The sequence below is a fragment of the Catellatospora tritici genome (assembly GCF_019083965.1).
Lineage (GTDB): Bacteria > Actinomycetota > Actinomycetes > Mycobacteriales > Micromonosporaceae > Catellatospora > Catellatospora tritici.
Window position 1 is genome coordinate 31,838 of sequence record NZ_JAHRCY010000009.1, and the last position, 26,631, is coordinate 58,468.

The 26,631-nt window shown below is 72.3% G+C and carries 25 protein-coding genes; 22 read left to right on the top strand and 3 right to left on the bottom strand.

The window, feature by feature from the left end:
• Window positions 1–74 precede the first annotated feature (74 nt).
• Both KUA19_RS20990 and KUA19_RS20995 read left to right on the top strand, forming a co-directional pair.
• The gene (locus KUA19_RS20990; protein WP_217398067.1) at window positions 75–1,010 is read left to right on the top strand and encodes a poly(ethylene terephthalate) hydrolase family protein; all 936 of its coding nucleotides are present in this window, start codon (window positions 75–77) and stop codon (window positions 1,008–1,010) included.
• A 164-nt stretch (window positions 1,011–1,174) separates the two neighbouring features.
• Entirely contained in the window at window positions 1,175–1,888 is a 714-nt protein-coding gene (locus KUA19_RS20995; RefSeq protein ID WP_217398069.1) for a hypothetical protein, read from the top strand.
• Between the two features lie 3 nt (window positions 1,889–1,891).
• Here KUA19_RS20995 and KUA19_RS44595 read toward each other — a convergent pair whose 3' ends face one another.
• Entirely contained in the window at window positions 1,892–2,704 is an 813-nt protein-coding gene (locus tag KUA19_RS44595; RefSeq protein ID WP_308167552.1) for an IclR family transcriptional regulator, read from the bottom strand.
• A gap of 149 nt (window positions 2,705–2,853) precedes the next feature.
• Between KUA19_RS44595 and KUA19_RS21005 the strand changes: the two genes are divergently transcribed.
• The 7 genes from KUA19_RS21005 (at window position 2,854) to KUA19_RS21035 (ending at window position 11,455) form a co-directional block, all read left to right on the top strand.
• Window positions 2,854–3,822 (top strand): flavin reductase, encoded by a 969-nt coding sequence (locus KUA19_RS21005; protein WP_217398071.1) that lies wholly within the window; start codon window positions 2,854–2,856, stop codon window positions 3,820–3,822.
• 20 nt (window positions 3,823–3,842) lie between these two features.
• The gene (locus tag KUA19_RS21010) at window positions 3,843–5,126 is read left to right on the top strand and encodes an acyl-CoA dehydrogenase family protein (RefSeq protein WP_217398073.1); all 1,284 of its coding nucleotides are present in this window, start codon (window positions 3,843–3,845) and stop codon (window positions 5,124–5,126) included.
• Window positions 5,123–6,601, top strand: a complete 1,479-nt coding sequence (locus KUA19_RS21015) for an aldehyde dehydrogenase family protein (RefSeq protein ID WP_308167553.1) — start codon at window positions 5,123–5,125, stop codon at window positions 6,599–6,601. The genes KUA19_RS21010 and KUA19_RS21015 overlap by 4 nt, the downstream gene beginning before the upstream one ends.
• Entirely contained in the window at window positions 6,598–7,455 is an 858-nt protein-coding gene (locus tag KUA19_RS21020) for an isocitrate lyase/PEP mutase family protein (RefSeq protein ID WP_217398075.1), read from the top strand. The genes KUA19_RS21015 and KUA19_RS21020 overlap by 4 nt, the downstream gene beginning before the upstream one ends.
• Window positions 7,452–8,606 carry an FAD-dependent oxidoreductase gene (locus KUA19_RS21025; protein WP_217398077.1) on the top strand — a complete coding sequence of 385 codons (1,155 nt, stop codon included), beginning with the start codon at window positions 7,452–7,454 and terminating at the stop codon, window positions 8,604–8,606. Before KUA19_RS21020 ends, KUA19_RS21025 begins: the two co-directional genes overlap by 4 nt.
• 130 nt (window positions 8,607–8,736) lie before the next feature.
• Window positions 8,737–10,179 (top strand): aldehyde dehydrogenase family protein, encoded by a 1,443-nt coding sequence (locus KUA19_RS21030; RefSeq protein WP_217398079.1) that lies wholly within the window; start codon window positions 8,737–8,739, stop codon window positions 10,177–10,179.
• Window positions 10,180–10,309: 130 nt separating this feature from the next.
• Complete coding sequence (locus KUA19_RS21035) at window positions 10,310–11,455, top strand: choice-of-anchor A family protein (protein ID WP_217398081.1); 1,146 nt, start codon at window positions 10,310–10,312, stop codon at window positions 11,453–11,455.
• Between the two features lie 56 nt (window positions 11,456–11,511).
• On the opposite strand, the gene KUA19_RS21040 is transcribed toward KUA19_RS21035, so the two are convergent.
• Complete coding sequence (locus KUA19_RS21040; RefSeq protein ID WP_217398083.1) at window positions 11,512–11,793, bottom strand: Dabb family protein; 282 nt, start codon at window positions 11,791–11,793, stop codon at window positions 11,512–11,514.
• Between the two features lie 90 nt (window positions 11,794–11,883).
• On the opposite strand from KUA19_RS21040, the gene KUA19_RS21045 reads away from it, so the two are divergent.
• The 13 genes from KUA19_RS21045 to KUA19_RS21105 all read left to right on the top strand — a co-directional run bounded on the left by KUA19_RS21045 (window position 11,884) and on the right by KUA19_RS21105 (window position 24,555).
• A complete protein-coding gene (locus tag KUA19_RS21045) occupies window positions 11,884–13,464 on the top strand; it encodes a carbon-nitrogen hydrolase family protein (protein WP_217398085.1) in 1,581 nt (526 codons plus the stop codon).
• 4 nt (window positions 13,465–13,468) lie between these two features.
• Window positions 13,469–14,272, top strand: a complete 804-nt coding sequence (locus KUA19_RS21050) for an oxidoreductase (protein ID WP_217398087.1) — start codon at window positions 13,469–13,471, stop codon at window positions 14,270–14,272.
• Window positions 14,269–15,231: an alpha/beta hydrolase family protein gene (locus KUA19_RS21055; RefSeq protein ID WP_217398089.1), complete on the top strand. Its 963-nt coding sequence runs from the start codon at window positions 14,269–14,271 to the stop codon at window positions 15,229–15,231. The genes KUA19_RS21050 and KUA19_RS21055 overlap by 4 nt, the downstream gene beginning before the upstream one ends.
• Window positions 15,232–15,233: 2 nt before the next feature.
• The gene (locus tag KUA19_RS21060) at window positions 15,234–16,436 is read left to right on the top strand and encodes an aromatic ring-hydroxylating dioxygenase subunit alpha (RefSeq protein ID WP_217398091.1); all 1,203 of its coding nucleotides are present in this window, start codon (window positions 15,234–15,236) and stop codon (window positions 16,434–16,436) included.
• Entirely contained in the window at window positions 16,433–17,155 is a 723-nt protein-coding gene (locus KUA19_RS21065; protein WP_217398093.1) for a hypothetical protein, read from the top strand. Before KUA19_RS21060 ends, KUA19_RS21065 begins: the two co-directional genes overlap by 4 nt.
• Window positions 17,148–18,092, top strand: a complete 945-nt coding sequence (locus KUA19_RS21070; RefSeq protein WP_217398095.1) for a hypothetical protein — start codon at window positions 17,148–17,150, stop codon at window positions 18,090–18,092. Before KUA19_RS21065 ends, KUA19_RS21070 begins: the two co-directional genes overlap by 8 nt.
• Entirely contained in the window at window positions 18,089–18,862 is a 774-nt protein-coding gene (locus KUA19_RS21075) for an SDR family oxidoreductase (RefSeq protein WP_217398097.1), read from the top strand. Before KUA19_RS21070 ends, KUA19_RS21075 begins: the two co-directional genes overlap by 4 nt.
• Window positions 18,859–19,518, top strand: a complete 660-nt coding sequence (locus tag KUA19_RS21080) for a hypothetical protein (RefSeq protein ID WP_217398099.1) — start codon at window positions 18,859–18,861, stop codon at window positions 19,516–19,518. The genes KUA19_RS21075 and KUA19_RS21080 overlap by 4 nt, the downstream gene beginning before the upstream one ends.
• Window positions 19,515–20,258: a maleate cis-trans isomerase family protein gene (locus tag KUA19_RS21085; RefSeq protein ID WP_217398101.1), complete on the top strand. Its 744-nt coding sequence runs from the start codon at window positions 19,515–19,517 to the stop codon at window positions 20,256–20,258. The genes KUA19_RS21080 and KUA19_RS21085 overlap by 4 nt, the downstream gene beginning before the upstream one ends.
• A 131-nt stretch (window positions 20,259–20,389) precedes the next feature.
• Window positions 20,390–21,073 carry a hypothetical protein gene (locus tag KUA19_RS21090; protein WP_217398103.1) on the top strand — a complete coding sequence of 228 codons (684 nt, stop codon included), beginning with the start codon at window positions 20,390–20,392 and terminating at the stop codon, window positions 21,071–21,073.
• Between the two features lie 208 nt (window positions 21,074–21,281).
• The gene (locus tag KUA19_RS21095; RefSeq protein WP_217398105.1) at window positions 21,282–22,589 is read left to right on the top strand and encodes an alpha/beta fold hydrolase; all 1,308 of its coding nucleotides are present in this window, start codon (window positions 21,282–21,284) and stop codon (window positions 22,587–22,589) included.
• A 107-nt stretch (window positions 22,590–22,696) separates the two neighbouring features.
• The gene (locus KUA19_RS21100; RefSeq protein ID WP_254549854.1) at window positions 22,697–23,371 is read left to right on the top strand and encodes an esterase/lipase family protein; all 675 of its coding nucleotides are present in this window, start codon (window positions 22,697–22,699) and stop codon (window positions 23,369–23,371) included.
• A gap of 92 nt (window positions 23,372–23,463) precedes the next feature.
• Complete coding sequence (locus KUA19_RS21105; protein WP_217398107.1) at window positions 23,464–24,555, top strand: DUF2855 family protein; 1,092 nt, start codon at window positions 23,464–23,466, stop codon at window positions 24,553–24,555.
• Window positions 24,556–24,615: 60 nt separating this feature from the next.
• On the opposite strand, the gene KUA19_RS21110 is transcribed toward KUA19_RS21105, so the two are convergent.
• On the bottom strand, window positions 24,616–26,601 hold the full coding sequence (locus KUA19_RS21110; protein WP_217398109.1) for an APC family permease: 1,986 nt from the start codon (window positions 26,599–26,601) through the stop codon (window positions 24,616–24,618).
• Window positions 26,602–26,631 lie beyond the last annotated feature (30 nt).

The window sequence follows — 26,631 nt, forward strand, 5'->3', positions numbered from 1 at the left end:
GACGGAGCGGTCGATGGACTTCAGTATGTCTCTCAATGCGAAACGCTGTTTCGCATTGAGAAACGGAGGTTCCTGTGACACCTCGTCTCCGCCGTCGCGGCCTGCTGCGGTCCGCGGCGGTCGTGGCCGCCGCGGCCCTGGCGGTCATGGCGGTCCCCGCCCCCGCCCAGGCGGCGTACTCGACCGTGAGCAGCTACCCGACCAGCGTCAACGGCGACGCCGCCGACGTGTACCACCCGGTCACCAGCTCCTCGCACAGCCCGTGGCCGGTGGCACTGCTACTGCAGGGCGCCAACGTGGACAAGGGTGTTTATCGCGGCTTCGCGACCAAAGTCGCGTCTTACGGCTTCGTGGTCGTGGTCCCGAACCACTACCAGGTGCTGTTCGGCCAGCCCGGCCTGTACGCCACCGGCGCGCAGGCGGGCTGGACTGTCAGCTGGGCGGCGGCCGAGAACGCCAACGCGGCCTCACCGCTGCTCGGCGCGATCGACGCCCAGACGCTGGTGCTGCTCGGGCACTCGTTCGGGGGCGCGGCCGGGCTCAACCTGACGACCGGGCTGTGCACGCCGCCGTTCTGCACCGTGCCGAGCCCGGCGCCGCCGCAGCTCAAAGCGGCGGCGTTCTACGGCACCAACAACACCGTGCCGCAGACCGGGCAGACCCCGCCGGTCGCCAACACGGTGCCGATCGCCCTGGTGCAGGGCAGTCTCGACGGCATCGGCAGCCCCGCCAACGGGTACGCCACGTACCAGGTCGTCACCACCCCGCCGAAGCTGTACGTGAGCCTGCTCGGCGCCAACCACTACGGCATCACCGACGCGCAGAACCCGGCCGGAGCCCGCCCCGACACCTCGGCGCAGACCCTGGACCAGGCGACCAGCGTCGAGACCGCGGCGCGCTGGAGTGCGCTGTGGCTGCGGGCCCAGCTCGGCGACCCCGTCGGCCAGGCCTGGGTCTACAGCGTGGGCGACTTCTTCGACGCCAACGCCACGGCCGAGTCCGTGCACTGACGCGCCACCCCGGTTCCCGGCCCGGCGCTATCGGGCCGGGAACACCCACATGCGCATCGCATCGACACTCCCCCATCCGGTTCGGCCAATGTGGATGATCGGCAGCTAGTTGTCCGTTTCCTTTGACTGGAGCGTCGTCGATGGATCGGGCTAGGCTCCCGCTCATGTTCGTGGATGGCCTGACGCGCCTCGCCGCAGATACACCCGATCTGAGCATGGCCCTGGCCGTCGAGGACTTCGTCCCCGCACTGCTGGCCTTCCTCGGCTACTTCCTCGTCGCCCCGTCGGCGCTGGGGCGGATCGGCGCGGTGCTGATGGGCGCGGGCGGGCTGGCCAAGTCCACCTGGAAACTGCTGCACGCCGGCTACGGGATCGACCTGCCGGTGCTGGCGGACCTGCTGTTCCCGCTGCTCGCCGCGGGCGGGGTGCTGCTGGCGATCGCGCTGCACCGGGCCCTGCGCTGGTCGTGGTGGCCGCTGGCCGTCGCGGGCCTGGCCGCCGCCGGGCTGGCGGTGAAGCAGCACTCGGTGCAGCCCGCGTTCATCGCGGCGACCGCGTTCGTCATCTGGATCAGCATCGTCGGCGCGGTGTGGGCCTGGCGCAACGGCGCGGCGCTGGCCGCCGCCCTGTTCCCGATCAGCGTGCTGGCCGTGCTGGCGCTGGTGCCGCTGCGCAACCACCCGGCCAGCGACGCCCTGGCGTTCCAGTGGGTGCAGCAGGGCGTGAACACCATGGCCCAACTGATCTTCTTCGTGGCCGGTCTGCTGACCTTCCGGGCGGTGCGGCGCGGCGGCGGCGACTTCCCGGCCGCCCATCAGGGCGACCAGCCCTCCTGGGGCATCCCGGAGCGGACCACCGCCCGCCACCGCACCCGCTGAGACTCAGCCGACGTAGCCGAGCTGCGCCGAGATCCGCCCGGCGGCGTCCAGCAGTGACTGCGCCGTCTCGCCCTGCTCGGGCTTGAACCGGGCCGACGGTCCGGCGACGCTCAGCACCGCCACCACGTGGCCGTCGTGGTCGAAGATCGGCGCGGCGATCGAGGCCGCCCCCGCCTGGCGCTCGCCCAGCGAGGTGGCGTAGCCGCGCTTGCGGATGGCGGTCAGCTCCTTGCGCAGCTTGGCCGCGTCGGTGAGGGTCTTGTCGGTCAGCGGCTGCAGCGGGTGGCGGTCCAGGTACGAGTCGATCTCGGCCTCGGGCAGGAAGGCCAGGAACGCCTTGGACGAACCCCCCGCGTGCAGCGGGTACGGGATGCCGAGGGTGACCTCCATCCGCAGCTCCTGATCGGGCACGACCTGGTCGACGTAGAGGCGGGTGTCGCCGCGGCGCAGTGACAGCGTGGCCGTCTCGCCGGTCTGCTCGGCGAGCTGCCGCAGCTCGGGGGCGGCCATGGCGCGCAGGTCGGTGCGGGCCAGGTAGGCACGGCCCAGCGCGACGGCGGCGTGGCCGAGGGCGTAGCGACGCGTCACCGGGTCGACGGTGATCAGGTCCCGGCTGCGCAGCGCGGTAAGGATGCGGTGCACCGCCGCCTTGGTCAGGTTGAGCGCGGTCGCGATCTCGGTGACGCCCAGGTCGGGCTGGCCGCTGCGGCCGAAGTACAGCAGCACGTCCATGGCCCGCTCGACGGCGGCGATGGAGCGTGACTGGCTGTCGTCGTCGGTGGCGGGGTTCGCCTTCGCTGCGGCACTGGTCGGCACGGGCCCTCCTGTTCGGCGTGGACTGCGCCAGTCTAGAGCCGATCACCGTCGTCACACAGACACCGGCTCGGCCGTTGACACGACACTCGCCAAGTCGTTACCTTCACGGCAACGGCGTTTCCTGATGCGAAACAAGGGCGGGTGCAGTGGTGGACAGTGCGCAGCTGCGTTCCGTGCTCAGCCAGTGGCCAAGCGGGGTCGCCATCGTGACCACGGTGACCGCCGACCTCGACGGCTCACCGCGGCCGCACGGCATGACCGCCAGCTCATTCTCCTCGGTCAGCCTCGATCCGCCACTGGTCTCCGTCTGCCTGGGCAACCACCTGCCCACCCGGACCATGATCGCCGCTTCGGGCGTGTTCGCGCTCAGCTTCCTGGGCAAGGACCAGGCCGAGATCGGCCGCCGCTTCGCCGGCCAGGTCCCCGGGCTGACCGACCGCTTCGCCGGGGCCGACTGGGTCACCGGCCCGACCGGCTGCCCGATGCTCGCCCACGCCACCGGACGGCTCGACTGCACCGTCGAGCATGCCTACCCCGGCGGCGACCACACCATCTTCGTGGGCCGGGTGCGCGAGGCCGCCGTCGACCGGGTCACCGCCCCACTGCTGTTCCACTCGCGCAGCTGGGGCCAGCTGGCCGACCCGCTGCCCGACGAGATCACCATCACCGTCCTGGACGGCGCCGAGGGCATCGGCGCCGAGGTGAGCGTACGCGACCCGGGCGACCTGGCCTCGGTGCGCGAACTGGCCGCCACCGTGCCGGTGCGCGCCTACGTCGCCGACGCGTTCGCCCCCGACCGCGAGGCCGTGGTGCTGGCGACGCTCGACGCGCTGGCCGGGCTGCCCGAGGTGGCGCTCGGCTGCGCCGAGGACGCGGCCGCCTCACCCCTGCAGGTGCGCCGGGTGCTGCAGGACGCGGTGGTGCGGGTGCGCCCGGCCGCCCTGCACGTACGACTGCGCGCCCATCACGGGCTGGGACTGGTCAACGCGCTGGTGGCGATGAAGAGCGGCGTACGCCGCTTCGACGCCGTACGCGATCCGGCCTCCGGCGGCCTGCCCGCCGACGACCTGCTGCTGCTGGCCCGCCAACTCGGCGTCGCCTGCGCCGAACCCGCCTGAATCCACAAGGGAGAAAGAGCATGGCTGACCCGTACGGGCAACGCCTCGTCGACGACATGACCGAGGCCGAGCGCGACCGCGCCCAGCGGGTGGAGGCGGTGCTGCCCGCGCTGCGCGCCGCCGCCGCGCATGCCGACGCGACCGGGGAGTTCCCCGCCGGGCACGTGGACCTGCTGCGCGAGGCCGGGCTGCTCGGCCTGGTCGTGCCCGAGGAGTACGGCGGCCTCGGCGGCGGCCTGCGCGACCTGGCCGCGGCCACCTTCGCCATGGGCACCGCCTGCCCGTCGACCGCGCTGGCGTTCTTCTTCCACAACACCAGCGCCTCGCGCGGCCTGCTGCCCCTCGAAGCGATCGAGGCGGGCCTGTTCGACGAGGCCGACGTGCCGACCGTGCGCGCCTTCGCCGAGCTGGTGCTGCGCCGGATGGCCGGGGGCACCTGGCTGGCCAACTTCGCCAGCGAGTCGGTCAAGAGCGCGAGCGCCAACATCGCCATCGCCACCACCGCCCGGCCCGCCCAGCGCGACGGCGTCGACGGCTGGCTGGTCAGCGGCGAGAAGTCGTTCGGCTGCGCCACCGGCGTCGCCGACACCTACCTGGTCACCGCTCGGCTGGACGGCACCGACACCGCCGCCGGGCTGGCCCTGTTCCTGGTGCCGCGCACCGCCGAGGGTGTCGCGTCCCGCCCGGCCTGGGACGGGCTGGGCATGCGCGGCTCGGCCAACCACGGCATCGTGCTCACCGACGTGTGGGTGCCCGCGACCGAGGCGCTGACCGTGCCGGGCGCGTTCGTGAAGATGCTGCAGTGCAGCCGGGGCAGCTTCGTCGGCAACCAGCTCGCCATCACCGCCGTGTACGTCGGCTGCGCCCAGGGCGTCTACGACGAGACCCTGTCCCGGCTGACCGCCAAGACGTTCGCCGACACCGGCCGCCCGATCGCCGAGTCGCCGATGCACCAGGTGATCATCGGTGACATGACCGAGAACCTGGAGACGGCGTACCTGTGGCTGCGCCGCCAGCTGCTGCTGGAGACCTCCGAACCGCCGCTGGCCGACAAGGCGCACGTCTACCGGCAGTGGCGCCTGGCGAAGGGGTCGATCTGCGAGGCGGCGTTCGCGGTGGCGGTCGGCGCGTTCAAGGCGTCGGGCACCTCCGGGGCGACCCTGCACGGCACCATGGGCCGGGCCCTGCGCGATCTGGCCATGGGCCTGGTCATGACGTTCCCGCCGGAGCGGGGGCGGCTGGAGGCGGCCTCGATGGTCACCGCCGACCGGTCCAACGAGCTGTTCGCGAGCGTGGCCAAGTGAGCGCGGTGATCCCGCAGCCGGTGTCCGATCTGGTCGACGGGCAGTGGCGGGCGTGCGACGACGCGCTCGGCTTCGCGCTGGAGGAACCGGCGACCGGGCGGGTGCTGGGCACCGCGACCGGCACCCCGGCCGACCGGGTCGACGCGGCGATCGCGGCGGCGACCGCGGTGCACGAGTCCGGGGCGTGGTCGGGGCTGTCGGCCGAGTCCCGGGCCCGGCTGCTGGACTCGGCCGCCGACCAGGTAAGCCACGACGCCGAGGCGATCAGCGCGGTGGAGTCGTACGCGACCGGCGTGCCGGTCCGGCAGACCGCGATGCTCGCGGTGATCCTGTCCGGGGCGTTCCGGCTGGCCGCCGCGCAGTTGCGCGAGGGGTGGCTGACCGGCGCCGTGCCGCGTGAGGACGGCCGCACCGCGCACGTGGAGCGGCTGCCCTGGGGCCCGGCCGCGTGCCTGGTGCCGTGGAACGCCCCCGCGCCGATGGCCGCGCACAAGGTCGCCAACGCGCTCGCGGCGGGCTGCCCGGTCGTCGTCAAGCCCAGCGAGTACGCCCCGTACGGCACGCAGCTGCTGGTCGCGGCGGTGGAGCGGGCCCTGGCCGCCGCCGATGCGCCCGGCGGGGTGTTCCAGCTCGTGCACGGCGACGCGGCCGCGGGAGCACGGCTGGTCGGCGATCCGCGCATCCGGGCGGTGTCGTTCACCGGCGGGCTGTCCGGCGGCCGGGCCGTCGCGGCGGCCTGCGCGTACGACATCAAGCCCGTCCAGCTCGAACTCGGCGGCAACAACCCCCTCGTGGTGCTGCCCGACGCCGACACCGAGTCGGCCGCCCGCGCCGCCGCCGACCTGCTGACCACCCTCAACGGCCAGTGGTGCCGGGCCCTGGGCCGCCTGGTCGTGCCCGCCGACCGCGCCGACGAGATCGTCGCGGCGACGCTGGCCCGCCTGGGCGACCTGCGCGTCGGCGACCCGCTCGACCCGGCCACCGACTACGGCCCGCTGGTCCACTCCGGACACCTGGCCCGGGTCACCGCCGCCCGCGACACCCTGGTCGCCCACGGCGGCCGTGCGCACACCGCGCTGCCCGTCCCGGACGAGGGCAACTTCCTCAGCCCGACCCTGGTCACCGGGGTCGACCCGGGGCACACCACACACGAGATCTTCGGCCCGGTCGCGGCGGTGCACACCTACCGCACCCTGGACGAGGCGGTCGCCCTGGCCAACGGCACACCGTACGGGCTGGAGGCGTACGTCAGCGGCACGGACGAGGACGCGGCGCTGGCCGTGGCCCGGCGACTGCGCGCGGGCGAGGTGAAGGTCAACGGCTCCAGCATCATGAGCCTGCACCTGTTCACCCCGCGCCCCGCCTGGGGCCTGTCCGGCTACGCCGAGGAGGGCACCGCCGAGACGCTGCGGTTCTTCACCAACCCGCGCGTCGTCGGCGTCGAGGGCGGCTTCGCACTGCACGGCCGCCCGTGACCGCCCCCGCATTGCGCGCCCTGCTGGCATCCGAGCAGCTCACCCACCTGCCCGGCGTGTACGACGCCCCGACCGCCGCGCTGGCGGTCCGGGCCGGACACCGGGCCGCGCACCTGTCCGGGGCCGCCTGCGCGGCCCTGGACCTGGGCCTGCCCGACCTCGGCTACGTCCACGGCACCCACCTCGCGGCACGGGCCGCCCGCCTGGTCCCGGCGCTGCGCGGGGCACCGCTGCTGGCCGACGCCGACACCGGCTACGGCGACGCGCTGCAGGCGGTGTGGACCGCCCGCGCCTACACCGCCGCCGGGGTCTCCGGCCTGCACCTGGAGGACCAGGTGCAGCCCAAGCGCTGCGGCCACCTCGCGGGCAAGGAACTGGTCCCCGCCGCCACCGCCGCCCGCAAGGTACGCGCGGTCGCGGCCGAGGGGCACGGCATCGTGGTGGTGGCGCGCACCGACGCGTACACGGTGACCGGCCTGGACGACGCGATCGACCGCGCGGCCCGCTACGCCGCCGCCGGAGCCGACGCGGTGTTCCTCGAAGGCGTCACCGCCCTGGACGACCTGGCCCGCGCGCACGCGGCGCTGCCCGGGGTGCCGCTGGTGGTCAACCGCTCCGAGGCCGGATCCACGACGGCCTGGCCCGGCGACCACGAACTCGCCGCCGTCGGCGTGCGGCTGGTCCTGCACCCGGTCGCGCCCCTGCTGGCGGCGCTGGACGCCGCGTCCCGCGCGTACGCCGCGATCGGCGCGCACGGCACCGCCGACGGCGTGCCCCGGATGGCCTGGGCCGACTTCACCGCGCTCGTCGGGCAGGACGAAGCTCTCGAACTGGATGCGAGGTACGCCGGATGAGCCGGGTGATCGTCGCCGGGGCCGGGCCGGTCGGGTTGAGCGCCGCGCTGGCGCTGTCCCGACACGGGCTGGCCGTGACGGTGCTGGAGGCCGGGCCGGACCTGGCCGCCGAGTCGCGCGCCTCCACGTTCCACCCGCCCACGCTGGAGATGCTGGCCGAGCTGGGGGTGGTCGACGAGGTGCTGGCGCGCGGCCTGGTCGCGCCGACGTTCGCCTACCGCGACCGCACCGCCGGACACGTGGCGACCCTGGACCTGTCGGTGCTGGCGCGGGACACGCCGTACCCGTACCGGGTGCAGCTGGAGCAGTCGAAGCTGACCCCGATCCTGCGCGACCACCTGGCCCGGTGCGGAGTGGAGATCCGGTTCGACAGCCCGGTGACCGGCGCGCGCACGGACGAGACCGGCGTGGATGTGCTGGTCGCCGACGGTTCCACCGTGCGCGGTGACTGGCTGGTCGCCGCGGACGGGGCGCACTCGGCGGTGCGGCGCGCGCTCGGGGTGGCGTTCGACGGGATCACCTACCCGGAGCGGTTCCTGGTGGCGTCCACTTCGGAGGAGCTGACCGGGTGGCTGGACGGGCTGGCCGCGGTCAACTACGTGTTCGATCCGGTCGACTGGTCGGTGCTGCTGCGTACGCCCGACCACTGGCGGGTATTGCTGCCCACACCGGACGGTTCATCCGACGAGACCGAACTCGCCCGGCTCGACGCCAGGCTGCGGCAGATCCACGACCCGGGCCGCCCCTGGCGGGTGGCCCACGCCAGCATCTACCGGGTGCACCAGCGGGTCGCCGCCGAGTTCCGGGTCGGGCGGGTGCTGCTGGCCGGGGACGCCGCGCACGTCAACAATCCGCTCGGCGGGCTGGGCATGAACTCCGGCATCCACGACGCGGTCGCCTACGCGACCGCCCTGGCCGCCCCGGACCCTGACCCGGCCACAACCCGGGCGGCGGACGACCGTCGACGCATCGCGCTGGAGTTCACCCAGGCGGTGTCGCATCGCAACTACGAACGCCTGAGCGCCACCGACCCGGCCGCCCGCGCCGCCCACCTGGACCAGCTGCGCGCCACCGCCGCCGACCCGACCCGAACCCGGTCGTACCTGCTGCGCGCCTGCATGATCGAGTCCCTGCGCCCGGTGACCCCGTGACCCCGGACCGTGTCCAAGATCCGCTCAAGTTGCCAGGCAATCGGGCGTATCTTGACCATCCATACCCCCGATTGCCCGGCAACTTGGATGATCTGGGCGGCCCACGGCGGCCGGAGCGGGCGGTGACACGATGAGCGAACGCATAAGCCGGTACAACCCGGCTCGGGTCCGCGAGCTGGTCGGCACGGTCCCGGTGAGCGCGCCGGAGCAGGTCGACGCGGTGGTACGGACCGCCGAGTCCGCCCAGCGCGGTTGGGCCGCCGTCGATCGGCTCGAGCGGGCCGCACTGCTGCGCGCGGCTGCCGACGCGGTCGAACCCCAGCTCGACACCCTCGCCGAGCTGCTGGCGCGCGAGTCCGGGAAAGTCCGGCCCGATTGCCGCGGCGAGCTCGGGTTCGCGTTGACGTTCCTACGCTGGGTGGCCGGTCGGGCCCCGGCGGTGCTCGCCGACACCGAGACCGACGACGCCGCGGGGCGCCTGCTGCTGACCCGCCGCCCGTACGGCGTGGTCGCCGCGATCACCCCGTGGAACGCCCCGATCATCCTGTCGCTGCTGAAGATCGCGCCCGCGCTGGCGGCGGGCAACACCGTCGTGGTGAAACCGTCGCCGCTGGCGCCACTGGCCATCGACCGGGTGGTACGACTGCTCGCGGGCGCGCTGCCCGCCGACGTGCTGCGCATCGTGCACGGCGACGCGGCGGCGGGCGCGGCCCTGGTCGGGCACCCGCTGGTCCGCAAGGTCGCGTTCACCGGCGGCGAGCAGACCGCGCGGGCGGTCGCGGCGGCGGCGGGCCTCACCCCCACCGTGCTGGAACTGGGCGGCAACGATCCGCTGCTGCTGCTCGACGACGCGGACCTGTCGCCCGAACCGATGCGGCGGCTGGTGATGGCGTCGTTCGCCACCAGTGGGCAGGTGTGCATGGCCGCCAAGCGGCTGTACGTGCCGCGCTCGCGCCACGACGAGTTCGTCGCGGCGTATCTGAGCGCGGCCGACGAGGTGCTGTGCCTGGGCGATCCGCTGGCCGACGGGGTGAGCATGGGTCCGGTCATCACGGCTGAGGCCGCCGCCCGGGTGACCGCGCTGGTGGACGGCGTGGTGGCGCGCGGTGGCACGGCACTGCCGCTGGGCCGGACCCATCCGGGCACCGACCTGGCGGACGGTCACTTCGTGGCGCCGACGCTGCTGGTCGGGGTCGGCGACGACGATCCGGTGGTGGTGTCCGAGCAGTTCGGACCCACGGTGCCGCTGCTGGTCCACGACGGTGAGGACGAGTTGGTGGCCCGCGCGAACGCCGACGAGCTGGGGCTGGGCGCCTCGGTGTGGTCGGCCGACGAGCAGCGGGCGTTCCGCGTGGCGAAACGGCTGGAGGCGGGGTTCGTCTTCGTCAACACGCACAACCGCACCGGCATGGCGCTGCGGGCGCCGTTCGGCGGGGTGAAGCGCTCCGGCCACGGTCGCGAGTACGGCGACGCGGGCATCGCAGAGTATGCCCAGCTGTGTTCCGTGCACGCGCCCGCGGCGTTCCGGCCCGGCGGGCGGGGTGCCAGCGCGACGGCGTACCCGACCACGTGATTCGGGGTATCCGAGCAGAATACGTGCCCTGAACTGCCGATATGTGACCAAACGGATGATTTCGAAATCGCCCTAATGGTCACCAAAATGGCTATACGGTCAGGCAATGCGCAAACCAGCATTCCGCGGCATGATCGCCGCATCAGTCTCGGTCGGGGCCAGCGCCGTCGCGGCGGTCGTGATGCTGGGCCCCGGCGGGCTCGCCATGGCGAGCCCCACCAGCCCAACCGCCTCGGCGCTGAACTTCAACGTGTTCGTCGAGCACAACGCCAACCTCACCAGTACCCTGTCCGCGGGGCCCGTGGCGGTGGGCGGCGACCTGACCCTCGGTGGCACGTTCCAGGTCGCCACCAGCAGCCCGGGCACGTTCGTCGCCCCCGGTGACGGCACCTTCCCCAGTGCGCTGGTCGTCGGCGGCCAGATCGACTTCCCGGCCAGCACGGCCGGGGCGATCCTGTCCGTGCAGAACAACGCCTACGCCAAGCTGGGCAACGGCATGGGGGCACAGGTCATCAACGTCCCTGGTCCCACGCACATCGTGGCAACCGGTGGCATGTACGGGGACACGCCACGGGTGGAACTGACCGTGACCCAGCCGGCCACCACGGTGGTGCAGTCCGTGATCGACTTCACGACCGCCTTCAACGACTTCCGCAGCAGCTCGTCCGCCCTGGCGACCTGCACGAACAACGTCACGTTGGCAGACGTCAACGGCAGGCCGCTCACTCGCCCCATCCTGGTCCCCACCGAGGTGCACGTCACGCTGACCCCCAACACCACCAACGTGCTGAACCTGACGGGCGCCGAGCTCAACAACATCACGTCGCTGACCTTCGAGACCCCGCCGTCGAGCACCCAACCGCTGCTGATCAACGTCGACACCTCCGCGGACAACACCTATGACTGGACCGTGCCCGACATGTCCAGCATCGGCATCGCCCAGGCGCCGTTCCTGCTGTGGAACTTCCCGACGGCCTCCTCGATCACGCTGCCCGCGGCCGCGGCAACGCTGGAGGGCACGCTGTACGCCCCCCGAGCCGACCTGGTCGACCTGTCCCCGAACGACATCGAGGGCCAGGTCATCACCGAGAGCATCGTCATGGGCGGCCTCGACGCCGACGGCGGCGAGGTCCACTACGCCCCGTTCACCGCGATGCTGAACTGTGTCGCACCCACGTCGACGACCACGGCCACACCCACGGCGAGGCCGTCCAAGTCACCGTATGGTCGGCCGGCACCGTCGCACTGGGGGCACCCGCGCCCGCCGCGCCCGTGACCCGGACGCCTGACTGAGCCCGCAGCCCGGCCCACCCGGCCGGGCTGCGGCGTGCGTCAGGACGTGTAGTCGACCACCGTGCGGGCGGCCAGCCGCGGCCGCAGCCACTGCGCCAGTTCGAGGTGCGCCGGGTGCGCCTGGTATCCGGCCAGCCCGGCGGCGTCGGTGTGCGTCGTGACGAGACACAGGTGCGCCGAGACCGGGGTGTGCAGCTCGTCGAGGTGCACCGTCAGTGCGGAAATCTCCGGAACGGCATCGACCAGGCCTTCCAAAAGATCCTTGGCCTTGGCAGCATCGGCTGCGTCGGTGAACGTCATCAGCACCACGTGGGTCAGCATCACGACCTCCGGTCAACCTCTGTTGCAAACGCCTCCGCGAGTGTAGTTTCGGGAAACAGCGTTTCGCTAGGGGAACCGGAGACACCACATATGGCTCCAGTACGGGTCGCCGCGGTGCAACTCGCGGCGGGGCAGGACGTCGAGGCCAATCTGGCCGCCTGCCTGCGCCTGATCGACGACGCGGCCGCACAGGGTGCCCGGCTGATCGTCCTGCCCGAGTTCTGCAACCACCTGTCCTACTATTCCGACCGCGCCCAGGCGCACAGCCTGGCCACCCGGCCCGGCGACCCGTTCCTGAACGCGGTCGCCGACCGCGCCCGGCGGCACGGCGTACACGTGAAGATCAACGTCACGCACGCCCACGCCGACGGCCGCACCGGCGGCACCAACTTCCTGTTCGGCCCGGACGGTGCCGTGCTCGGCCAGTGCGACAAGCAGACCCTGATGGGCGCCGAGAACGACCACCTGGACCCGGCCACCGAGGTCGGCCCGGTCATCGACACCCCGCTGGGCCGGCTCGGCATGTACGCCTGCATGGAGGGCGTGCTCAACGAGGTCGCCCGCGGGCTGGCCCTGCGTGGCGCGCAGGTGCTGCTCAACAGCCTCAACTCGTTCGCCACCGACGAGGCGAGCCTGCACATCCCGGTGCGCGCCGCCGAGAACAAGGTGTGGGTGGTCGCCGCGAACAAGGTCGGCCCGCTGCTGCCCGAGGAGCACCTGCCGCGGCTGAGCGCCGCGCTGGGCGTGCCCCCACAGTGGCTGCACGGCGCCGGGGAGAGTCAGATCGTCGCCCCGGACGGCACGGTGGTGGCGCGCGGGCCGCGTACCGGCGAGGCGGTCGTGGTCGCCGACATCGACCCGGACCTGGCCGACGACAAGCGCCGTCCGGACGGGACGGACATCCTGGCCACCCGCCGCCCCGAGCTGTACGCCCCCATCGCCCAGCCCCCGCGGGGCCGCCGCCGCCCGGCGGGCGCGGCCACGCTGCCGGTTGCGGTGGTGCGCGGCGACGCCGCGACCGTGTCCCGCGAGACCGCGCTGGCGGCAGCCGCCGGAGCGCAGCTGGTCGTGGTCGCCGACGCCGACCCGCAGCTGCTGGCCGCCGCCCTGGACGGCACCTCCGCACACGCGGTGGCCCGCGCGGCCGACGGGTCGACCGTCCTGGTCAGCGCCACCGGCACGGTCGCGGTCCAGCAGCCGCTGCACGGCAAGGACGCCGACGGTGCCGGGCCGCTCGTGGTGGACCTGCCCTGGGGGCTCCTCGCGCTGGTCGCGGGCGCCGACTCCATCTACCCCGAGGTGTTCCGGCTGGCCGCACTGGCCGACGCCGACGTGGTGGCGGTGCCGTTCACCGCCGCCGAGAGCTGGGAACTCAGCCTCGGCCTGCCCGAGCGGGCGGCCGAGAACCGGCTCAACCTCGTCGCCGCCGCACCACTGGAGCAGGACAGCGCGGTCTTCGCGATGTCGCCCGACTTCACCCTGTGGACCAGCTGGCAGGGGCCGTTCACCGGCCGGATCAGCCACCCCGTGGTCACCGTCGTCCCCGCCGGGCAGCCGTCCGGCCGGGCCGAGGTGGCTCCCGCGCAGGCCGCCAACCGGCTCGTCTCGCGCAACACCGATCTCGTCGACGGCCGCCCGTGGCGGCTGCTCCAAGCCCTAACAGAAAGGTAGGCCGGTGGCCGAGACCCTCCGCCACGTCGAGGACATGGTCGACAGCTCCCCCGTCGTCGACGTCCACGAGACGTTCCACCAGTGGCAGCAGCTGCTCGCCGAGCTCAAGGCGAAGATCGACGCCCGGTTCGAGCTGAAGCGGGACCCGTCCACGCTGGCCCTGGAGTCGTACGGGACCTACCCGGACGGGCCCGGCGGTTCGCTTGCCGCCTACAGCGGGCCCGAGGTCGACTGGATGGTGCACTCGTGGCTGGGCAATCCCGGCGCGAGCTTCGCCAACCTGCACCTGACCGTATGGCTCGGTCCGCAGGTCAAGGTGCCCCACCTGGGCATCGCCCTGCTGGTATGGCCCGAGGGCTGGTTCTACCTCGACTCCGTCCCGCGCGTGAACCTGATCGAGGACGGCGACTACTACGACCGCTACTACGCCCCGCTGGACGCGGACTGGCTGGCCCACCGCGCCGACCCCGAGTTCGAGTACTTCGTCTCGCGGTCGGGCTTCATCCGCGCCAGCCTGAGCCCCACCGCGTACTGCTACTCGTTCGGGCGCAGCGAGCGCAACATCGACATCGTCCGCAAGCTCAGCCACGACCACGTGGACCGTTGGCTGGGCTGGGTCGACAGCGCGCCGCCGGTGCCGGAGTCGGAGCGGGCCGCACTCGCCGAGACCGACCTGCGGATGCGCCGCAACATCGCCGACCGCGACCCGGCCAACGTGATGGGTGTCCGCTTCTTCGGCCAGGAGACGACCGACCGCCTCGTGCGCGGCCTGTGGGGCGGCGACCGGGAACTGGAGCGGCCGAGATGATCCGCTCGGTGTGGTGGGCCGCCACGATCCCCGGCCACGAGCCGCCGTTCGACACGGCTCACCTGCGCGTCTACTACCCGGCCGCGCCCGACGGCAGCGACCGCGAGCGGCTGTCCGGGGTGATGGCCGCCGAGCCGACCGGGGCGCCGTTCCCGGTGGCGGTGATCGTGTCCGGCGTGAACGTCGGGCAGGAGGCGTACCGCTGGCTGGCGAGCAGCCTGGCCGAACGCGGCATCGTCGCGGTCACCTACGACTGGGTCGGCACGCTGTTCGGGGGCCTGCACGGGATCACGCCCGGCGTGGACCTGGACGCGGCCCGGCCCGGCGGCTACGGCAAGCGGCCGACCTGCCCGTTGCTGCGGCCGGTGCTCGACGCGCTGGCTTCGATGACCGGCCCCGTGGCCGGGCTGCTGGACCTGGACCGGGTGGCCCTGATCGGGCACTCGGCGGGCGGCACGGTGGCGCTGCAGTCGGCGTCGTTCGTGCCGGAGGTGAAGGCGGTCGCGACGTACGGCGCGCACAACATGGTCGCCACGATGCTCGGCTGGCCCGCCGGAACAGTGCTGCCCGCGCAGGCCGACTGCCCGGTACTGCTGGTCGGCGGCACCAACGACGGCGTCATCAACGGCTCCGCCGACCGGTACGGCGAGGACGCCGCCGCCCGGCGCGACCCGATCACGCGCACGTTCGACGAGGCGCTGCCCGACCGCGACGGTGCGAACGCGCTGATCCGCCTGGCCGGAGCGAACCACTTCGCGATCGTGGACCCGGTCGACCACACGGCCGCGCGCGCGTTCCTGGACCAGGCCGCCGACGGCGACCCGGTCGAGCACCGCACGCTGCTGGCCGACCTGCTGGGCACCTTCTGCCGGATGCACCTGACCGGTGACCCGGCGTCGTTCACCGAGTGGGAAAAGCTCGCCGCCCACCACGGCGTCGCATCGATCCAGCGGAGGTAGAGATGCTGAAGAACTTCTGGTACGCGGTCGAGTTCGGCGACCGGGTCACCACCAAGCCGATCCGGGTGACGGTGCTGGGCCAGCACCTGGCGCTGTACCGCACCCCGAAGGGCCGCCCGGTGGCGCTGAGCGACCTGTGCGTGCACCGCGGGGCGGCGCTGTCGGGCGGCTGGACCAAGGACGGCTGCATCGTCTGCCCGTACCACGGCTGGGAGTACGACGCCGACGGGCAGTGCACCAAGATCCCGGCGAACCTGCCGGGGCGGGGCATCCCGAAGAAGGCCCGGGTCGACTCGTACCCGGTGCAGGAGAAGTACGGCTTCGTCTGGGTGTTCCTCGGCGACCTGCCCGAGTCCGAGCGCCCGCCGCTGCCGGTGTGGCCGGAGTTCGACGAGCTCAAGGAGAACGGCGGCAAGTACCGCGCGGTGACCGGCGAGTTCCTGTGGCACTCCAACTACGAGCGGATCCTGGAGAACGGCTGCGACATCGCGCACGCCCCGTTCGTGCACGCGGGCTCGTTCGGCAACCCGGAGCGTCCGGAGGTGCAGGAGTACGAGCTGGAGGTGCCCGACGAGTGGTCGGCGTTCGCCACCGTGGACCTGTACCCGCCGCGTCCGAAGGGCATCTGGTCGATGCTCAACCGGAACAAGGGCGACCTGAGCAACCGGCCGCCGGTGCGCACCTCGGCGGGCTGGATGCTGCCTAACATGATCAAGCTGCATGTGCGGCTGCCGATCGGCGACCTGATCATCTACGACACGAACATCCCGATCGACGAGACGACCACCCTGGTCAAGTGGGTGGCGCTGCGCACCTTCTTCACCGGCAAGTGGGCCGACAAGAACGCCGTCCAGCGCACCCTGAAGATCTTCTACCAGGACGCCGAGGTCGTGAACAAGGTGCGGCCTGAGCTGCTGCCCTTCGACCTGGGCGCGGAGCTGCACATCAAGAGCGACCTGATCGCCGTGCAGTACCGGCGCCGCCGCCAGGAGCTGGCCGAGAAGGGCTGGCTGCTGTCCGACGAGGACACCATCACCGGTGACGTGCCCCGGCGTACCGCCACGGTCATCGCCTCCCCCGCCCGCCGCGAGAACCCCGAGCTGGCCCGTGCCTGGGTGCACAAGGCCCGCGGCGAGCACCCCACCGTCCAGGCCGCCTGGGACGCCGCCGAGGCGGACGCCCAAACCCCCGAGGAGCCGTCGTGAGCCTGCCCGCCGACCTATGCGAGGCCACCCTGCAGCGCATCCTGGCCCGCCACCCCGACCTGAAGCCGGTCGAGACGGCGCTGGCCGAGCTGAGGAGCCCCATGTCGCCCGCGCCCGTGGGCAGCGTGCGCATCTTCGGGGGTACGGCGGTGGCCAAGCTGGTCTACGTCGGCCTGGTCGTGCCGATGATCCACCTGGACAGCCACATGATCTTCGCGTTCACGCCCGAGGACTCGGCCGTCCCGCACTTCACCCTCGACTCGGTGTACGGCGGCTCGTACCACGCCTTCCACCTCGATCTGATCCCCCGCGCCGACCTGGCCGCGCACCTGCCCTACCTGGACGCGGCGTTCCGGCCGCTGACCGAGACCTTCGACGCCGCCTCGGCCACCGAGGGCCTGTCCCCGGCCGCGATCGGGCCGCGCCAGCGGGCCATCATGTCGCCGTGGATGCTGGTCAACCGGGCCACCGAGGAGGCGTTCGCCAGCATCGGCGGCTATGTGAACGCCTACGCCGACCACTGGTCGGACCTGGTCGAGCACGGCCTGCCCGCCGCGGCCGCGTTGAACCTGGCCGGAGTGGACCTGGCGGCCCGCGACGCGGCGGTGCGCGGCAACATCTTCAGCCGTGACGTCGACCCGGTCTGGGCGCAGGTGTCGCGGCTGCTCGGCGACGAGACCACCGACGCGATCCGGGCCGAGCTGGTGGCCAATGGCTGAGCAGCCCAGCGTCTGGCAGCAGCGCATCGCCGGGCAGTGGCACGGGCGGCCGTCGCTGTTCGACGCCGAGGGCACCTGGTGCGGGTTCGAGGAGATCCGCCGCTCGTCGGTGTTCGAGAACGGCGTGACCACGTACTACATGGACGGCGGGCTGATCGGGGGCGGGCCGCTGGCCGGGCGGTTCCGGCTCGGGGCGCCCTTCGCGTTCGGGGTGGTCGACGCCGACGACAACCGCGTCTACACCGGGCCGGACTTCTACGGCACCGGCCAGCCCTACGGCGGGTTCGTGGACTCGCACTACTACGGCCCCGGCTGGCAGGTCGACCTGAACACCTGGAACCAGGTGCTGCCCGACGGCGAGACCCAGGTCTACTCGTCGGTGCTGTACCAGGGCTGGTCGGTGGTGGGCTGCTTCAACGGCGTCTACACCCGCACCCTCGACGACTCGCCCGAGTCGGCACGGCGGGTCGAGGAGTTCCTGTCCGCCGAGAGCCGTCGCGGCCCGGTCCCCTACATCACCCCCACCAAGCAGTCCGGGGCGTACGTCGGCAGCTGCGAGCTGTTCGGCGCCGACCAGAAGCCGCGCGGCACCGTGGACGTGCGGATCGCGCTGGACCCGGTCGACCTGCTGCACACCACCCGCACCGTCGCCTGGTCCGGGGCGCTGTCGCGCACGGCGACGTTCAGCGCCCGCCGCGACGGCAACCGGCACTTCTTCGAGGGCCCGCAGGCCTGGGGCAACGCCATCGGCTTCGGCCGGGCACTGTTCGGGTCGCTGCACTTCACCGACGTCACCAAGGTGAAGTTCCGCGAGTTCGCCATCGACGCCGAGCCGGGCATGTCCGCCGACGGACGCCTGGCCGTCGTGTACGAGGTGTTCCAGGGCAACGTCCTCGACGCCGTCCTGCACGGGGTCCTGCCCTGGGAGGCCTCGTGAGCAAGGTCGTCGTCGTCACCGGCGGCACCCGGGGCATCGGCCTCGGCCTGGTCCGCGAGCTGTCCGCCCGGGGCGCCCAGGTGATCTTCTGCGGCCGGTCGGTCGACTCGGTCAAGCGGGCCCAGGAGCAGGTGCCGCAGGCGTACGGCGTGATCGCCGACGTCACCGACCGCGAGGCCGTGCGGCGGCTCTGGGACGCCGCCGTCGAGCGGCACGGCCGGGTCGACATCTGGATCAACAACGCGGGCATGTCCCCGGCCCGCAAGCGGCTGTGGGAACTGCCCGGAGCCCAGCTCGACGCCACCGTGGACCTGAACCTGCGCGGCCTGCTGCACGCCAACGCCGCCGTGCTCGGCGCCATGACCGCCCAGGGTTCGGGCGCGGTGTGGAACATGGAGGGGTTCGGCTCCAACGGCATGCGCCGACCGGGCCTCACCGTGTACGGCGCGACCAAGCGCGCGGTCACCTACACCACCGACAGCCTCGCCAAAGAGGTCGAGGGCACCGGCGTGACCGTGCACCACCTGTCGCCGGGCATGGTCGTCACCGACCTGCTCACCCACGACTACGCCCCCGAGGAACTGGCCCAGGCGAAGAAGATCTTCAACATCCTGGCCGACCGGGTCGAGACCGTCACCCCGTGGCTGGCCGAGAAGGTGCTGGCCGGAGCGCCCAACGGCGCGCGGGTCGCCTGGCTGACCCAGCGCAAGGCGTTCTTCAGGTTCCTGACCGCGTTCCGCAAGCGCGACGTCTTCGGAGAAGAAGCATGAACGAACACGGCTACCCGGTGGTGATGGCACTGGAGGATTACGTCCCCACACTGCTCGCCATGCTCGGGTTCTGGCTGCTCGGCGGGGCCGCCCGCGAGATCGACAGCCGCGTGGCCACGGCCGGGCGGATCGGCGCCGTCCTGATCGGACTCGGCGGGGTCGCCAAGTCGACCTGGAAGCTGATCCTGTCCGCCGCCGACCAGGACCTCCCCTGGCTGCAGCAGTCGCTGTTCCCACTGATGGCGACCGGGGCACTGCTGGTGCTGTGGTCGCTGCACACCAGCCTGTGCGGCCGGACGGCGCCGTGGTGGCCGTACGCGCTGATCGCGGTCGCCGTCGCGGGCGGCGCGGTCGCCACCCACAGCCTCCAGCCCCCGTTCATCGCCGCGACCGTCGGTGTCACCACGATCAGCATCCTCGGCGCCGCGCTCGCCTGGCGCCGACGCGTCTTCGGCGCGGTGGCGCTGTTCGTGATCGGACTGGTCGGGGTGACGGCGATGGTGCCGCTGCGCTCGCACCCGTCGCACCACACACTGGCGTTCCAGTGGCTGGAGCAGGGCGTCAACACCGTCTCGCAGGCCGTCTTCCTCATCGCCGTTTGGTTGACCGTACGCGCGGCCACCCGCGCCGCGACCCTGGTGGAGGTGCCCGCATGACCGACGCGCTGGGCTGGCGCCGCAAGTTCGGCGTCATCGCCCCGTCGACCAACACCATCGTCGAGCCCGACTTCTACGCCATGACGGTGCCCGGCGTGACCGCGCACTTCTCCCGCATCCACATCCGCAACCAGGACCTGTCCGACGACGCGAACTTCGAGCACCTGCTGGTCCAGATCCGCGACGAGATCGGCGCCGCCTGCGAGCGGGTGCTGACCTGCGAACCGGACTACATGGTCATGGGCATGTCGGCCGAGACGTTCTGGGGCGGGGTCGAGGGCAACCGGGAGTTCGTCCGACAGATCAAGACGATCACCGGGCTGGAGGTGGCCACCGGCGCGGAGGCGTGCGAGCGGGCGCTGCAGCTGTACGGCGCGCGCCGCATCGGCGTGGTCACGCCGTACCAGCCGGTCGGCGACGAGAACGTGGTGAAGTTCTTCTCCGAGATCGGCTTCGAGGTCACCGCGATCGAGGGCCTGAAGTGCCCGACGGCGGTCGCCATCGCGCACGTCAGCGAGGACCGGCTGCGCGAGGCGATCCTCGCCGTCGACGGGCCCGAGGTCGACGCGATCGTGCAGTGCGGCACCAACCTGTCCATGGTGCGGCTGGCCGACGAGGCCGAGCGGTGGCTGGGCAAACCGGTCATCGCCATCAACGCCGCCACCTGGTGGATGGCGCTGCGCGACAACGGCATCACCGACAAGGTGTACGGCGCGGGCTCCCTCCTGCGCGACCACTGACCCCCACGCCGCCCGCACCCCGGTGGCATTCCCGCAGTTTCGGGGAAAGTGCACGAATCCAGGTCATGATTCCCGCACTTTCCCCGAAACTGCACCCTGGGCGCGACGCGGCCACCCCGAAAGGCGGGATGATGATCTCTGCGCTGTTGGCTGCCCTCGCACTCTGCATGCTGGGGCTGGGGGTGTACGCGCTGCGATTGCGCGCCGCCGCGGGGCCGGCGGCCGCGCTTGTCGCGGTCCTCTGCGCCGGGCTGGCCTACGACAACATCGCGGTCGCCCTCGGCCGCGTGCTCGGCTACGGTCCCACCCTGGAGACCGTCAACGCCGGACGATTCTGGATCCACGCGCTGCTCACGCCGCTGCTGCTGGTCGCGGCGACGCTGATCGGGGCGCGGCTCGGAGTGGCGCTGCTGGCCCGGCGCGGCGTGCTCATCGGCGCCTGGATCCTGGCGCTGGCGCTGATCGCCCTGGGCGCCGCGACCGACATCGTGCGGCTGACCCTGGCACCGGCCGACTACGCCGACACTCTTCGCTACACCAACACCGCCACGGCCGGACCGCTGGTCCCCGCGATCGCGACGATGCTGGCGCTGATCGTGGTCGGGGTGCTGCTGTGGCGCCGGGCCGGGACGGCCTGGCTGCTGCTCGGCACGGTGGCGATGCTCGTCGCGGCCGGGGCCGGGTTCCGCCACTTCTGGCTCGGCAACCTCGGCGAGCTGGCGCTACAGGCCACGGTCGTGGCGACCCTGGTCACGGCGGCGCGACCCGAACCGGTGCGACCGGAACCGGTGCGACCGGAACCCGCGCTGCCGTAGCCCGGACGCGGCGGTGCGACCCGGATCGGCGCGACCGAACCGGCGCTGCCGTAGCCCGGAGCGGCGTCGTCGCGCATCGGCGCGACCGCCGGAGTCAACCGCACCCGGCCAACCGCAATGAAACCGGCGATTCTGCCGACTCGGCGCGAGACCGGACAGTCCTAGCATCGCACCTCAACGCATCCACATCGGAGAATGCGAGGATTCGATGCGCAGGACAATCCTGGCCGCAGCCGCCCTGGTCATGCTCGGTGCGAGCACGACCGTGGGCCTGGCGGCCGCGCCCGCAACCGCCGCACCCGCCCGGCGGCCCGTCGTGTTCGTGCACGGCGCCGCCGGGTCCGCGGCCCAGTTCGAGACCCAGGCCAAACGCTTCGCCGGCAACGGCTATCCCGTCGACCTCGTCGACGCGATCGACTACGACTACACCTTCACCGCCGAGACCAGCAGCGCCGTGCTGAACCGGCTGGAGCAGCGGATCGACCAGCTGCGCCGCCAGACCGGCGCCACCCAGGTCGACCTGGTCGCGCACTCGCTGGGCACCTTCCTGAGCCAGGACTTCCTGCGCTCCTGGACCCGGGCGGCGAAGGTCGCCCACTACGTCAACCTCGACGGCGCCACCGCGCTCAGCCCGCCCGGTGGCGTGTCGACCCTGGCCATCTGGGGCGAGGGCGCCACGCTGCGCCGGATCTGGGGCGCGACCAACGTCTACCAGAGCGACCAGTCGCACACGCAGACCGTCACCTCGGTCCAATCTTTCCAGCAGATGTACCGGTTCTTCACCGGCGGCGCCCCGGCCACCACCGACGTCGTGGCCGAGCCGGGGCCGATCTCGCTGTCCGGCAGGGCGGTGCTGTTCCCCGCCAACGACCCGGCCACCGGCACCCGCGTCGACGTGTACGAGGTCGACCCCGGCACGGGACGCCGCCGGACCGCCCAGCCGCTGGCCCAGTACGCCATCGGCGCCGACGGGGCGTTCGGGCCGTTCTCGGCTGCTCCCGGGGCGCGGTACGAGTTCGCGGTCAACCACAGCACCGGCCAGGTCCAGCACCAGTACTTCCAGCCGTTCCAGCGGACCGACCGGCTCATCCGGCTGCTCACCAACCGCCCCGGCGAGGGCATCGGCGGCCGGGTGCCGGTCAGCCCCCGGCACAGCGCGCTGACCATCACCCGGTACAAGGAATGGTGGGGCGACCAGGGCACCAGCGGCGACAGCCTCACCGTCGACGGCGTGGAGCTGCTCAACGCCGTCACCGCCCCGCGCGAGCGGCGCGTCATCGGTGTCTTCGCCCATGACCAGAACCTCGACCAGCGCACCGACACCAGCGCCGATCTGGCCGACTTCGACGAGACGTTCCTCACCGGCATCGACGTCTACATCCCGGCCGACGCCGACGCCTCCGGCGCGATCACGCTGGCGGTCCGGTCCCGGGCGGGCGGCGGGACCCAGCGGTTCACCGTGCCGAACTGGCCGTCGGACACCGACCGCATCGCCGTCACCGTCGCCGACCTCTGAGAATCCGCGCACTGGTACGCGACCGGCGATCCTACCGATGCCTGGGGATCCATCCGGTTGCGAGGCTTCCCAACACGTCCCAACCCGACAGTCCCCGGAGGGGTCAAATGCGTATGCGTCACCGTCTCGCCGCACTCGCCGTCACCCTGGTCGCCGCCACCGCCACGTTCCTGGCACCGGCGACCGCGGCCAACGCCGCGACGAGCACGCCCGTGATCTTCGTGCACGGCTACACCGGCAACGCCTCCAACTGGACCACCGCACTCTCGGTGTTCCGGGCGGGCGGGTTCACCAAGCTCTACACGTACAACTACAACTGGGCCGGGTCCAACCAGGTCAGCGCGGCCGGGCTGCGTGACTACGTGAACACGGTGCGGGCCCAGACCGGCGCGTCCAAGGTCGCCATCGTCAACCACTCGATGGGCGGCCTGGTCACCCGCTGGTACCTGGAGGAGCTGGGCGGCTCGGCGTACGTCAGCCACGTCGCCTCGATCGCCGGGGCCAACCACGGCACCACCTACGCCGGGGCGTGTCTGATCAACGTCTCCTGCGTCGAGATGTACCCGGGCTCGCTGTTCATCCTCAACCTCGCCGACGGCGACGAGACGCCCGGCAGCGCGCAGTACGCCACCTGGTACTCCGCCTGCGACGGCATCATCATCCCCTACACCAGCACGCCGCTGTCCGGCGCCTCGAACCACAACGTGGCCTGCCAGACGCACATCGGGTTCCTCACCGACACCAGCGTGCTGACGCAGATCCGCTCCTTCATCGCGGCCTGACCGCGACTCTGGCGCTCCCCGCGTGCCCGCGCGGGGAGCGCCTCCGTCTGCCCCACGTACCCCTGACCGCCTCACCTGCGAACGGAGCTGCGATGACCCAGACCCTCGACCCGACCGCACCCTGGACGATGGCCGTCGACCGCGAGGATCTCTCGCGCGTCACGGTGTCGGCGCATCCGCTGCCGGACCTGGCCGACGGCGAGGCCCTGCTGCGGGTGGACCGGGTCGGCGTCACCGCCAACAACATCACCTATGCCGTGCTCGGCGAGTCGTTCCGCTACTGGGAGTTCTTCCCGCCCGCCGAGCGCGGGCTGGACGCGCGGTGGGGGCTGCCGCCGGTGTGGGGGTTCGCCGAGGTGCAGGCTTCGACGGTGCCCGGCGTGGAGCCCGGCCGGCGGCTCTACGGCTACCTGCCTTCGGCCACGCACCTGCTCGTGCGGCCGGACCGGGTGGACGCGCAGGGCTTCCGCGACGCCAGCGCGCACCGGGCGGAGCTGCCGTCGCCGTACAACGTCTACCGGCTGACCACCGGCGACCAGGCGTACGACGCCGCGCAGGAGGACCTGCTGATCCTGTTCCGGCCGCTGTTCTTCACCTCGTTCATGCTCGCCGACCACCTGGAGGACAACGGCCACTACGGCGCCGACGTGCTCGTGGTGTCCTCGGCGTCGAGCAAGACGGCCTACGCCGCCGCGTACGAGCTGCACGGCAAGGGCCCGCGCCTGGTCGGCCTGACCTCGCCCGGCAACGTCGCCTTCACCGAGGCCCTGGGCTGCTACGACGACGTGCTCACCTATGACCGCGTGGACGAGCTGGACCCGACCCGGGCGACGACGTACCTCGACCTGTCCGGCCGCCCGCAGGTGCGCGACGCGCTGCGCGCGCACCTGGGCCCGCGCCTGGTGCAGGACCTGGCCGTCGGGCTCACCTCGCGGACACCCAACGCGCAGAGCGCGTCGGCGGTGTTCTTCGCCCCGGTCCAGATGCGCAAGCGGACCCAGGACTGGGGCCGGGACGGGCTCGACGCCCGCTTCGCCGACGCGTGGCACCGATTCAGCGCCGTGGCGCGCGACTGGGTCGACGTGACGGTGGGCACCGGCCCGGACGCGCTGCGCGCGGCGTGGCTGGACGTGCTGGGCGGCCGAGCCCCGGCTCGGACCGGGCACGTGGTCGCCCTGCGTTAGGCGTACCCGCGAAAGGGACCGCCCCGTGGCCGGGTGCGGTCCCTTTCGGCTACCGGTGCGTCAGCCGCCGACGTGGATGCCGGGGCGGCGGATCGGGTCGGGTTCGGCCTGGCGCAGGATCTCGCGTACCACCGGCGGGGTGTCGCCGCGGCCGAGGATCAGGTAGCGCAGCAGGTGCGTCACCGGGGCGCCCTCGGACCACTCGAAGTAGCAGTGCGGCCGCACTCCGGTGGTGTCACGCAGGGCCAGCAGGATCGCCGCGATGGCGTTCGGCGCGGCGGGGGCGCTGGCGCGCAGGACCCGGTAGCCGCCGACCTGGACGCCCTCGACCCGCAGCACGTCGCGGAAGGCCGACGGGTCGACCACGTCGATCTCCAGGAAGATCACGTCGGCGCGGCCCGGCACCGGGTTCATGCCGCGCTGCTCGCGCTCCTTGGCGGCGTACTCGGCGACGTCGCCCTCCTGGCGCCGGTTGGCGATCAGGTTGAGCGCGCCGTCGTGGGCCAGCGAGTCGGTGACGAACACCCGCGCGGCGGTGTCGAACTCGATCCGCTCGACGCGCAGCTCGGTGGTGCGGCTGGCCCGCGAGATCAGTGAGATCAGGATGATGGCCCCGATGAAGGCCGCCGAGATGGCGATGCCGTCGGGCTTCTCCCGGATGTTCTCGATCAGCGCGTACAGCAGGATCAGGGTGAGCACGCCGAAGCCGGTCGCGGCGGCCTTGCGGCGGTAGCGCCAGGCCGAGATGGTGACCGCGACGCTGCCGGAGACCATCATCGCCAGGATGCCGGTCGCGTACGCCCCTGCCTGCGCCTCGACGTCGGCACCGAAAGCCAGCGTCACTCCCACGCAGACGACGGTGTAGACCAGCACCACCGGCCGGACCGCGCGCGCCCACTCCGGCGCCATGCCGTAGGAGGGCAGGTAGCGGGGCACGATGTTGATCAGACCGGCCATCGCGGAGGCGCCCGCGAACCACAGGATCAGGATCGTGCTGATGTCGTACGCCGTGCCGAACGCCCCGCCCAGGTGCTCGTGCGCCAGGAACGCCAGCGCGCGGCCCTGCGCGGCGCCGCCGTGCTGGAACTCCTTGGCCGGGATCAGCACGGTGGTGACGAAACTGGTCGCCAGCAGGTACACCGACATGACCAGCGCGGCGACGGTCAGCAGCTTGCGGGTGTTGCGCACCCGCGACACCATCCGCTGCTTGCCGTCCGTGCCCTCGGCGGCGATCAGCGGCATCATGCTGACCCCGGTCTCGAACCCGGACAGACCGAGCACGAGCAGCGGGAACGCCAGGACGGCGGGGCCGACCAGCCCGGTCCATCCGCCGCCGCCCGAGGTGAGCTGACTCGTCCAGGACGACCAAGCGCCCGGGGTGGTGAACACCTCGATCAGGCCCGCGACGACGATGACGGCGTTGAGGGCGAGGAACACCGCGACCAGCGGGATCGCCACGCCGACGGCCTCGTTGAAGCCGAGCAGGAACACCCCGCCCAGGATCACCAGGAGCAGCACGGTGATCAGGACCGCGTGGCCCTCCAGGAAGTGCGGCGCGAGCGGGTTCTCCAGCAGGTGCACCGAGGCGTCGGCGGCCGACAGGGTGATCGTGATGATCCACGAGGTGGCGACGAAGCCCAGCAGCACCAGGACGAAGAGTTTGCCGCGCCAGAACGGCAGCAGGTCCTCCAGCATCGCGACCGAGCCCTGCCCGTGCGGGCTCTCCTTGGCCACCCGCCGGTACATCGGCAGCATGCCGAGCAGCGTCAGCGCGATGATCAGCAGGGTGGCCAGCGGGGACAGCGCCCCGGCGGCGGTGGCCGCGATGGCGGGCAGGTAGGCCAGGGTGGAGAAGTAGTCCACTCCGGTGAGGCACATCACCTTCCACCAGGCCTGCGGTGGGGCGTGGCTCTCGTCGGCTTCGGGGCCGACCGGCTGCACCCGGTGCTGCAGGAGCCAGCGGCTCACCTTGCCGACCGGGCCCTCGGCTCGATCGGGACTGCCCACCACCGCGGGGATGGCGTATTCCTTGGTTTCGCCGCTCATGACCTTCCGTTACCCAACCCGAGCCGGACT